Genomic DNA, 9,094 nt, shown 5'->3' with positions numbered 1-9,094 from the left:
GGCGACGGAGACCACGAGCATGCGCAGCACGGGATCGGTGCGCAGCTTGTCCCAGGCGCCCGACAGCGTCATCAGGCCGTTGATCATGCCGCCCCAGGAGGGCATCCACAGCATGATCGAGAAGGTCATGCCGAGCGTCTGCGTCCAATCCGGCAGCGCCGTGTAGTGCAGGTGATGCGGACCGGCCCAGATATAGAGGAAGATCAGGGCCCAGAAGTGGATGATCGAGAGACGGTAGGAATAGATCGGCCGCTCGGCGCGCTTCGGGATGAAGTAGTACATGATGGCGAGGAAACCGGCGGTCAGGAAGAAGCCGACCGCGTTATGGCCGTACCACCACTGGAACATGGCGTCCTGGATGCCGCCCCAGGCGACATAGGATTTTGAGCCGAACACCGAGACCGGGAGGGCCGGATTGTTGCCGAGATGCAGGACCGCGATCGTCACGATGAAGGCGAGATAGAACCAGTTCGCGACGAAGATGTGCGGTTCCTTGCGCTTGATGATGGTGGCAAGGAAGACCAGCAGATAGGTGACCCAGACGATGGTCAGCCAGAGATCGGCGTACCATTCCGGCTCCGCATATTCCTTGGACTGGGTGACGCCGAGCAGATAGCCGGTGCCTGCGATCAGGATGAAGAAGTTGTATCCGACGACCACGAACCAAGGCGCGAGATCGCCGGCAAGGCGTACGCGGCAGCTCTTCTGGACGACGTAGAAGGACGTGGCGATCAGCACGTTGCCGCCAAAGGCGAAGATCACCGCCGAGGTGTGCAGAGGACGCAGACGGCCGAAGCTGGTCCAGGGCAGATCGAAGTTCAGCGCCGGCCAGGCCAGTTGCGAGGCGATGATCAGGCCGACGAGGAAGCCCGCGATGCCCCAGAACATCGCCATGAAGGAGGAAAACTTGATCGGGCCCATGTTGTAGTTGGGGCGGCCGTTGATCTCCGCCGGCGGCAGCGCCGCCGCGCGATCGAAGTACCGGTTGATGATGCAGAACACCGCGGCCAGGCTCGCGGCCGCGCTGAGCGCAGCGTGGAAGGCGAAGGGCGCGTCGAGCGCCTTGGCCGAGGCGATTAAGCAGAAGAAGGCGGTGACTGCGAACACGACAGCCAGGCCGCTTTCACCTGACGTCATGGATTTGGAGAGGGCGGGCTGGCTCATGCGGATTCTCTCTGAAAGAACACGCCGCCAGAAACCACATCCGCCCTCGCGGGGAATTGATTGAAATCAAGCTAGCTGGATTTCCGTTGATGTGAGACCGATGCGGATCAGGGAGTAGTATCAATTGCTTGCGCACGGCACGGCGCACACCGCGAAGCATTGCCTCCGGAAAATCACGGAGCTTGAAATCGCGGGATCAGTCCCGCGCGGTGGCCTTGAGCGCCGCGATGACGTCCTCGCGGGCGATGATGCCGACCAGCTTCTGTGCGCCGTCGAGCACGATGATGCTCCTGATGCGATGCTCGACCATGATCTGGAGCACGCGCGTCAGCCTCGTGTCGGGGCTGACATAGATGAACTCGGGCGTCATGACGTCGCCGATCTTGCGGCTCATCAGGTCGGGATAGCGCGGCAGCATCTGGCTCGGCGTGAAGGCGAAACACTTCAGGATGTCGAATTTGGTGACGATGCCGACCACCTGCCCGTCATCCTCGACTGGATAGGAGTTGAAATCGTCGCGCTCGAACATCTCGCTGAGTTCGAGCAGGTCGAGATCGCACTGAGCCGTCCGTACGTTGCGTATCATGTAGCCGCCGACGGTCTGTTCAAGAGACTTGTACACGGCGCATCCTCCTCGATTGGTCTGGGTTCGCCAGCCGTCAGTGCGACAGCAACACGCAGCGGGCCGATTGCGTCATCAGATGATGCGTGGCGCCGCCGAGGATCAGCTCGCGGAAGCGCGAATGATGCGCCTGCGACGATCAAGCCGGCGCCGATGTTATAGGCGATCTTCTCTAATTGCGCGGCGGCGGTTTGGTTTCTCGCGGCTTCCGGGATGCGCGCGATCGCAGCGAGGCCGTGGCGAGCGAGCCATGCGGCAACGTCCGTGACGCGCCCCATCGCGGCCGAGCCGTCGCCAGCGTCTTCCGGAAGCTCGACGATGGTTATGTCCTTCGCGTTGCGCAGCCTCGGCAATGCATCGACAACCGCCCGCCGTGCCTCGGGCGTGTCCTTCCAGACTATGAGCACGCTACGCAGATCGAGCCAGTTGACTCCGTCGGTTACCATCAGGAGCGGCCGGCCAGCCTGCATTACCAGATCCTTCGGGCTTGCAAGCGAAAAGGCATCGGAGAAAGCGGGCTGTATCCGCCGCTGACGACGATGTCGGCGCACCGCACCTGCGCCAGGACAAACCGCCTGGGAAAATCCAGGGCGCTGCGCCATTCCGAGTGTCCGCCGCGCGCCTTCGTCGCGGCGCGGAATTGCGCCTCCAGCTCGGCAAGGCGTTCCTGACGGAAGCCTGCTCCCGATCGATCAGCCCTAGGGCCTCGGCGCCATCTGCGAAATAGAGCGGCGGAGCGAACTGCGCCGCGGCAACGCCGACAATGGTCGCCTCGAACCGCTCGGCGAGTTCGCCCGCGACCTGAAGACGTGCCTCGTTGGGCTGATCGAGCGCCAGGCTGACCACCACGGTCGCATATGTCATCGGGAGCCTCCGGGCAGTACGTTGCTGTGGATATCTAGCCGCGCCGACGCAAGGCAGGATGAGGTAGATCAATTTTCGGCGCCCAGTTGGGAGAAATCCGCCGATCAGACATCCGAACTTGCCTCCGGTCCGGCCTTGGGCGAAATTGCCGCCACGGGACCCCGCCGCGGGAGAATGGGAGCAGTAGCTTGTCGCTGAGCCGCGTAACGCATCCGCCAGAGGACGCTCGCGGCGAGCATTTCGGCGTCCGGATCGAAGGCTTTGGCGTCGGCACCTGGGATCTCGATCTCAGGACGCGCGAGCTGGAGTGGTCGGAAACCGCGAGAATGCTGCTCGGCATCGAACAGAATCAACCGGCGAGCTATGAACTCCTTCTCTCGCGCCTCGGTCCCGCGGACCGCGCGCGCCTGGAGAGCGCGATCGAGCATGTCGTCGACCACGGCGGCGGCTTCGACGTATCCTTCAGAGTTGCCAATGCCTCAGGCCTGGGACGCTGGATTCGCGCCCGGGCAGGTCTCATCCGGGACGACGCCGGTGCCGCCCGCCATCTCAGCGGCATCTTTCTCGACGTCAACGAGGAGAAACAGGTTGAGGAGGCACTGCGCACCCGCGAGACTCACCTCCACTCGATCCTCCAGACCATTCCCGATGCAATGATCGTCATCGACGGCCACGGCATCATCCAGCTCTTCAGCACGGCGGCCGAGCGCCTGTTCGGCTGGCCCGAGCAGGAGGCCATCGGCCAGAACGTCAGCATCCTGATGCCTGAGCCCGACTGCACCCGCCACGACGGCTACATCGCGCGCTACCGCACCACCGGAGATCCGCATATCATCGGCATCGGGCGTATCGTGACAGGCAAGCGCCGCGACGGAACCACCTTTCCGATGCATTTGGCGATCGGCGAGATGCAGTCGGGCGCCGAGCCTTATTTCACCGGATTCATCCGCGACCTCACCGAGCATCAACAGACCCAGGCGCGGCTCCAGGAATTGCAGTCCGAGCTCGTCCATGTCTCGCGGCTGACCGCGATGGGCGAGATGGCCTCTGCGCTCGCCCACGAGCTCAACCAGCCGCTGGCGGCGATCAGCAATTATATGAAGGGCTCGCGACGGCTGCTCGCCGGCAGCAGCAACCCGAACACACGGAAGATCGAAAGCGCGCTGGACCGCGCCGCCGAACAGGCGTTGCGCGCCGGCCAGATCATCCGGCGCTTACGCGACTTCGTGTCTCGCGGCGAGTCCGAGAAACGGGTCGAGAGCCTGTCCAAGCTGATCGAGGAAGCCGGCGCGCTTGGGCTTGCCGGCGCCCGCGAGCAGAACGTGCAGCTCCGCTTCAAGCTCGATCCGGGCGCCGATCTCGTCCTCGCCGACCGGGTGCAGATCCAGCAAGTCCTGGTCAATCTGTTTCGCAATGCGCTGGAAGCAATGGCGCAGTCGCCGCGGCGCGAGCTCGTTATTGCCAACAGCCGCATCGCCGATGATGTGATCGAAGTGGAGGTGTCCGACAGCGGGTCCGGCTTCCAGGGCGACGTCATTTCAAACCTGTTTCAGACCTTCTTCACCACCAAGGAGACCGGCATGGGCGTGGGACTGTCCATCAGCCGCTCCATCATCGAGGCTCACGGCGGCCGCATGTGGGCCGAGAGCAACGCATCGGGTGGCGCAACATTCCGCTTCACGCTCCCGGCAGCCGACGAGAACTGATTCATGACAACCAAGGGACATGTCTACGTCATCGACGACGACGAGGCGATGCGGGACTCGCTGAACTTCCTGCTGGATTCCTGCGGCTTCGGCGTCACCCTATTCGACAATGCGCAAGGCTTCCTCGGCGCCCTGCCCGGCCTCGCCTTCGGCTGCGTAGTCTCGGACATCCGCATGCCGGGCGTTGACGGAATCGAGCTTCTCAAGTGCATGAAGGCGCAGCACAGTCCGTTCCCGATCGTGATCATGACCGGTCACGGCGACGTGCCGCTCGCAGTCGAAGCGATGAAGCTTGGTGCGGTCGACTTCCTGGAAAAGCCGTTCGAGGACGACCGCCTCGTCACCATGATCGAGGCCGCGATCCGCCGGGCCGAACCGGTCGCCAAGAACGAGGCTATCGCGCAGGATATGGCCGCCCGTGTGGCCTCGTTGAGCCCGCGCGAGCACCAGATCATGGAGGGGCTGATCGCAGGTCTCTCCAATAAGCTGATCGCCCGCGAATACGACATCAGCCCGCGCACGATCGAGGTCTACCGGGCCAATGTGATGACCAAGATGCAGGCCAACAGCCTCTCGGAACTGGTCCGGCTGGCGATGCGCGCCGGCATGCTGAAGGATTGAGGCAGGTCAAGGCACTTGTGCGGGCCTGTGATAGCCACGCAGGCATGATCGAGATCGGCTCGCCCCATCAGCGGCCCCCAGGCGCATCGGCAAAGCCCACCGTCTACGTGGTCGACGACGATGCCGCTGTGCTGGGATCCCTGCGCTTCCTGCTGGAAACCGAGGGCTTTGCCGTGCAGACCTTCAGGAGCGCTCCGGCGCTGCTCAATGCGACGACCCCGCCCGGCGCGGACTGCTACGTGATCGACTACAAGATGCCTGACATCAATGGCATCGAGTTGGCCTGGCGGCTGCGCCAATCCGACGCCGACAGGCCCGTGATCCTGATCACCGGCTATCCCGACGGAAATATCTCGGTAAAGGCAGCGGCGGCAGGGATCAAGGACGTGATTTTGAAGCCGCTCCTCGATGAAAACCTGGCGAAATGCATCCGCCACGCCATCCAGGACAGGCGCGGCCACTGACCTACGGGATTCTCCGTAGGTAAACCTCCTTAAGATATCGCTCGAAATTTCCGGATCGCGCGATCCCGCGTACCAATGCACCATCACAACGGAGATGGCGCAGATGCTGACCCAGACGCTCAAGACCCAGGCGATTAAGACCCAAATCGGCGGTAAGATCGCTCCCGCGCGTTCCGTGTCCGAACAGTTCGGCGCGATCGCCGGACATGCCGGCCTCGTTGCCACCGAGTTCTCCTATCGCAAGGACGAGGAGATCTATGGCGAGGACGAGCCCGCCGAATATGTCTATCAGGTCGTCTCCGGCGCGGTGCGCAGCTACAAGCTGCTCTCGGACGGCCGCCGTCAGATCGGCGCGTTCCATCTTCCCGGTGACGTGTTCGGCCTCGAACCCGGCCAGACGCACCGCCTTGCGGCCGAAGCGATTATCGCCACCAGCATACGCCTCGTGGAGCGAGCCAGCCTCGAAAGGTCCGCCAGCACCGACGTACAGGTCGCGCGCAAGCTCTGGGTCATGACGGCGGGCGAGCTGCGTCACGCCGAAGATCACATGTTGCTGCTGGGGCGCAAGACGGCGATGGAGCGTGTTGCAACCTTCCTGCTCGAAATGGATCGCCGCCTCGCCGTCGCCGGCATGATGGCACTGCCGATGTGTCGGCGCGATATCGGCGACTATCTCGGCCTCACGCTCGAGACCGTGTCGCGCGCGCTCTCGCAGCTTCACGCAAAGCGCATACTCGGCTTCTCCGGCGCCCGCCAGATCGTACTGCACAACCGCCAGCGCCTGCACAATCTCGATGCCTGATCGCTTTCACCCGGCCGCGTTTCTCCTCTCCGACTTGGCCCGCCGAACGCATTTCGGCGGGCCTTTCTTGCCGCAATCAAGCCGCGGGCTGCGTGTCCGGCCAAGAGGATCAGAGTTGCCAAAACGTGTGCCAACTGCTGCGGCGGAGTTGAAGCCCCAAACGACCAAACCGGTTCGACCTCTCCCATGAGGTTGTGGCCTAGCAGCCGGCCTGACGTTACGGTGCGCGCAGGCGAATGCGGCGCTGGATGTTGACGTCCTCTAGATCATCCTGATTTTCGCGGTACCGGCCTGCTGGCAGCTCTCGCACCAGTGACGCTGGTCTGGATCTCAGTCCGGGTCCTTCAATGCCGAATCCTGAAGACAGCTTTGTCGAGCCCGCCGCAATCTCCCCCATGAGGCCGACTGGACGAGAGATGGGACCCTCGGCTTGGACCGACTTTCCGCCGCAAGACGCTGCGGGCGTCCGATCAAGTAGCCTTGCATCTCATCGCAGCCCTCCTGGACAAGGAGCAACATTTGGACCTTCGTTTCGATCCCTTCAGCAAGCACCGGCACGCCAAGACCCTGAGCGAGCCGATAACAGCGCGAACGATGGCCAACGATCGCTCGTTCTGTCCAAGCGAGCCAACGAATGCCCGATAGATCTTGATCCAGTCGAGAGGGAAGGCCTCGATGGTAGGACAACGAGGAATACCCGGTCCCGAAGTCGTCCAGCGCGATCAGGATGCCGAGGCTCTTGAGCAATTGCATCGTCTTCTTCGCGCGCAAGACATCCTCGATCAGCACGCCTTCGGTGATCTCGGGCTCGAGGCCGGCCAGCGACAGCCCGCTTTTGCCCAGCGCCTTGCGGACTTGCGCATCGAGGTTCTCCCTGCGGATTGCGCGGCCGAAACGTTGACGGCGATCCTCAAGAGTCGGTTCCACGACGCGGCCTCACGGCAAGCCTCCATCAGCACCCGGTCGTCAATCTGGGCAATCGACCAGCCTCAGAGCGCCGCTCACGCCGCTTAAGCGCGATCAGCCTACCGCCAAAAAGGCCTTGCCGGGGCCCTCGGATCGGGCACTGTGGCCCTGCCGGCAATCGTCAAAACACCCAGAAGCCCGCAAGGCAACCCCGGTGAACTTACCGAGACAACAGGTCTCTACGAGGTCCTAACCGGTTCTGCACGATATGACCAGTGTTGAATGTCGCTCGCAACCGAGACTAACCTGGAATCTGCACCGGCAGTGCGGAATAACCGTGCCCAAAATTGGATTGAACTCGCTCCGGTTCGCTCGCCGACCACCGTTACCTCCAGAGATCGCTTCAGCATCTCCTGCCACAGGGATTTTCAGCAGCAGCTCTGCAAGATGCCTACCCACGCAACGATGAATCCCAAAGCCAAAAGAGAGATGCTGCCGTACATTTTCCCGATCGATGATGAAGCTGTTGGGGCTAGCAATAACCTCGTCGTCTCGGTTGCCAGAGATGTACCACATCACAACTTTATCGCCTCGCCTGATTTGCTTGTGCCCTATCGTGAAATCGTCCACAGCGGTCCGGCGCATATGCGCGCTAGGCGTTTGGTATCGTATAATCTCGGATACCGCCCCGGGCACTAGCGAAGCATCATCGCGGGGTTTTCGCAGTTGGGACGGATTTTGACTCATGAACAAGACGCCACCGGTAATTGAGTTGCGCGTAGTATCGTTACCTCCAGCAATCAGCAGAATGAGGTTGCCCAGGAATTCACATGGCTCCATGTTTCGGGTCGCCGGTGAATGCGCTATCATAGAGATTAGGTCAACGCGCGGCTCGGATTTTTCCCGTTCGCTCCAAAGCCGTGTGAAATAGTCCAAGCACTCGGACAGCACCGCCTTTCGCTTTTCCCAGCTGTCGATCTGGTGGCCCATTTGTGGACTCAAGGCGGCTACGTCCGACCAGTAGGTCAGCAGCCGTCGATCTTGAAATGGATAGTCGAACAGCGTGGCCAGCATTGGGTCGTCAACTCGATGGAGACTCTATGGACCCAGTTGAAGGTATCATTGCGCGGCAAACCGTCCAATATCTTCTGAACCCGCGAGCGGATCAAGCCTTCAAGCTTCGCCAGGTTCTCCGATGCCGCGATCGGACTGACAGTCTTACGCTGCTGAGCATGGACAGGAGGACTCATCTTAATAAAACTGGGAGTCCAATACTTCTGCGGCGGGTCCACAATTGTGACGCTTCGCTCTGACGAGGAAATTGTGTGATTTGAATCCACGCCTACGATGTCGCGGTATTTTGTTATCGACCAATATGGACCGTACGGGCTGCCTTCGCAATAATGGACGGGATCTTCCCTTCGCAGCCGGTCGAAACAAGTCCAAACGGTATCACCTTAAAAACGCTTTGAGCTGCTGCCGGTTTGATGGACACCGGGTTAAGCTAATCCCACCTTGCGCTCGAACTCAACAGGGCTGAGGTAACCGATCGTCGAGTGACGTCGGGTCGTGTTGCGCTCGATGTAATCGAACACATCTGCTCTGGCCTCGTTCCTGGTGCGATAGGTTTTGCGCTCGGTGCGTTCGGTTTTCAGCGACGAGAAGAAGCTCTCCATCGCCGCGTTGTCCCAGACGTTGCCGGACCGACTCATGCTGCAGACGATGCCGCTATCAGCCATCAAGCGCTGGAACTGCTCGCTGACGTACTGGCTGCCGCGATCGGAATGATGCATCAGGGCATCCGGCTTGCCGCGCCGCCAGACCGCCATCAACAGGGCGTCCGCAACCAACTGGGCGGTCATGCTGGCGCTCATCGACCAGCCGACCACCCGGCGCGAGAACAGGTCGATCACCGCCGACACATAGAGCCAGCCCTCAGCCGTCC

Annotated in this window: 9 protein-coding genes and 1 pseudogene; 4 read left to right on the top strand and 6 right to left on the bottom strand. The window is 61.7% G+C overall.

Annotated features, from left to right (window positions below):
- From IVB42_RS36315 to IVB42_RS36305, 3 genes and pseudogenes are all read right to left on the bottom strand, one after another.
- The coding region (locus IVB42_RS36315) for a cbb3-type cytochrome c oxidase subunit I (RefSeq protein WP_247471991.1) at positions 1 to 1,164 on the bottom strand (1,164 nt) is incomplete at its 3' end.
- A 196-nt stretch (positions 1,165 to 1,360) separates the two neighbouring features.
- On the bottom strand, positions 1,361 to 1,786 hold the full coding sequence (locus IVB42_RS36310) for a CBS domain-containing protein (RefSeq protein WP_247342236.1): 426 nt from the start codon (positions 1,784 to 1,786) through the stop codon (positions 1,361 to 1,363).
- Between the two features lie 37 nt (positions 1,787 to 1,823).
- Positions 1,824 to 2,650, bottom strand: a pseudogene (locus IVB42_RS36305) (universal stress protein).
- Positions 2,651 to 2,838: 188 nt separating this feature from the next.
- Between IVB42_RS36305 and fixL the strand changes: the two are divergent.
- From fixL to IVB42_RS36285, 4 genes are all read left to right on the top strand, one after another.
- Positions 2,839 to 4,356, top strand: coding sequence for a sensor protein FixL (gene fixL, locus IVB42_RS36300; protein WP_247471990.1), 1,518 nt, complete (start codon positions 2,839 to 2,841; stop codon positions 4,354 to 4,356).
- 3 nt (positions 4,357 to 4,359) lie between these two features.
- The gene (gene fixJ, locus IVB42_RS36295) at positions 4,360 to 4,977 is read left to right on the top strand and encodes a response regulator FixJ (RefSeq protein ID WP_247342243.1); all 618 of its coding nucleotides are present in this window, start codon (positions 4,360 to 4,362) and stop codon (positions 4,975 to 4,977) included.
- A gap of 44 nt (positions 4,978 to 5,021) precedes the next feature.
- On the top strand, positions 5,022 to 5,441 hold the full coding sequence (locus IVB42_RS36290; RefSeq protein WP_247342246.1) for a response regulator: 420 nt from the start codon (positions 5,022 to 5,024) through the stop codon (positions 5,439 to 5,441).
- Positions 5,442 to 5,544: 103 nt separating this feature from the next.
- On the top strand, positions 5,545 to 6,243 hold the full coding sequence (locus tag IVB42_RS36285; RefSeq protein ID WP_247342248.1) for a helix-turn-helix domain-containing protein: 699 nt from the start codon (positions 5,545 to 5,547) through the stop codon (positions 6,241 to 6,243).
- A 330-nt stretch (positions 6,244 to 6,573) separates the two neighbouring features.
- Here the strand turns inward: IVB42_RS36285 and IVB42_RS36280 are convergent, their stop codons facing one another.
- From IVB42_RS36280 to IVB42_RS36270, 3 genes are all read right to left on the bottom strand, one after another.
- Positions 6,574 to 7,170 (bottom strand): EAL domain-containing protein, encoded by a 597-nt coding sequence (locus tag IVB42_RS36280; protein ID WP_247342251.1) that lies wholly within the window; start codon positions 7,168 to 7,170, stop codon positions 6,574 to 6,576.
- A 228-nt stretch (positions 7,171 to 7,398) separates the two neighbouring features.
- Complete coding sequence (locus tag IVB42_RS36275) at positions 7,399 to 8,223, bottom strand: cytochrome P450 (RefSeq protein WP_247471989.1); 825 nt, start codon at positions 8,221 to 8,223, stop codon at positions 7,399 to 7,401.
- A gap of 425 nt (positions 8,224 to 8,648) precedes the next feature.
- Positions 8,649 to 9,094 (bottom strand): IS3 family transposase (locus IVB42_RS36270; RefSeq protein WP_247471988.1); only part of this gene is annotated, 446 nt, incomplete at its 5' end.

It is taken from the genome of Bradyrhizobium sp. 45 (genome assembly GCF_023073155.1).
Lineage (GTDB): Bacteria > Pseudomonadota > Alphaproteobacteria > Rhizobiales > Xanthobacteraceae > Bradyrhizobium > Bradyrhizobium canariense_D.
The sequence above is the reverse complement of the archived record's forward strand: the minus strand, read 5'-3'. Positions and strand labels throughout refer to the sequence as shown.

Bases quoted from the DNA above. Each gene is read 5' to 3' on its own strand.
- fixJ (WP_247342243.1), top strand. From the start codon at position 4,360: ATGACAACCAAGGGACATGTCTACGTCATCGACGACGACGAGGCGATG.
- IVB42_RS36290 (WP_247342246.1), top strand. From the start codon at position 5,022: ATGATCGAGATCGGCTCGCCCCATCAGCGGCCCCCAGGCGCATCGGCA.
- IVB42_RS36285 (WP_247342248.1), top strand. From the start codon at position 5,545: ATGCTGACCCAGACGCTCAAGACCCAGGCGATTAAGACCCAAATCGGC.
- IVB42_RS36275 (WP_247471989.1), bottom strand. From the start codon at position 8,223: ATGCTGGCCACGCTGTTCGACTATCCATTTCAAGATCGACGGCTGCTG.